Source organism: Burkholderia sp. BE12 (assembly GCF_002959955.1).
Classification (GTDB): Bacteria; Pseudomonadota; Gammaproteobacteria; order Burkholderiales; family Burkholderiaceae; genus Burkholderia.
The window spans coordinates 1-771 of record NZ_PREY01000085.1 but is presented as its reverse complement, the minus strand read 5'-3'; the positions used below and the strand labels follow the sequence as shown (position 1 = coordinate 771).

General features: G+C 65.8%; 1 protein-coding gene. It reads left to right on the top strand.

Translation table 11 applies throughout. The annotated features are described in order from the left end of the window. The coding region (locus tag C4B30_RS35015; RefSeq protein WP_158683599.1) for an aminotransferase class III-fold pyridoxal phosphate-dependent enzyme at window positions 1-771 on the top strand (771 nt) is incomplete at both ends.

The following is a 771-nucleotide window of genomic DNA, read 5'->3' as shown; positions in this document are numbered from 1 at the left end:
CTGCCGTTCTACAACACGTTCTTCAAGACCACGCATCCGCCGGTGATCGAACTCTCCGCGATGCTCGCGGAAGTGACGCCCGCCGGCTTCAACCACTTCTTCTATTGCAACAGCGGCTCGGAAGGCAACGACACGGTGCTGCGTCTCGTGCACCAGTACTGGCGCGTGCAGGGCAAGCCGCAGAAGAAGTACGTGATCTCGCGCAGGAACGGCTACCACGGCTCCACCATCGCCGGCGGCACGCTCGGCGGGATGGGCTACATGCACGAGCAGATGCCGTCGAAGGTCGAGCACATCGTGCACATCGACCAGCCGTATTTCTTCGGCGAGGCGCAGCCGGGCGAGACGCCGGAAGCATTCGGTCTCGCGCGTGCGCGGCAGCTCGAAGCGAAGATCCTCGAACTCGGCGCGGAGAACGTCGCGGCGTTCATCGGCGAGCCGTTCCAGGGCGCGGGCGGCGTGATCTTCCCGCCGTCGACGTACTGGCCGGAAATCCAGCGGATCTGCCGCCAGTACGACATTCTGCTCGTCGCCGACGAAGTGATCGGCGGCTTCGGGCGCACTGGCGAATGGTTCGCGCACCAGCACTTCGGCTTCGAGCCGGACCTGATCACGATGGCGAAGGGCCTCACGTCGGGCTACGTGCCGATGGGCGCGGTGGGCATCCACGAGCGCATCGCGCGCCCGATCATCGACAACGGCGAATTCAATCACGGCCTCACGTACTCGGGCCACCCGGTGGCGGCGGCCGTCGCGGTCGCGAACCTGAAG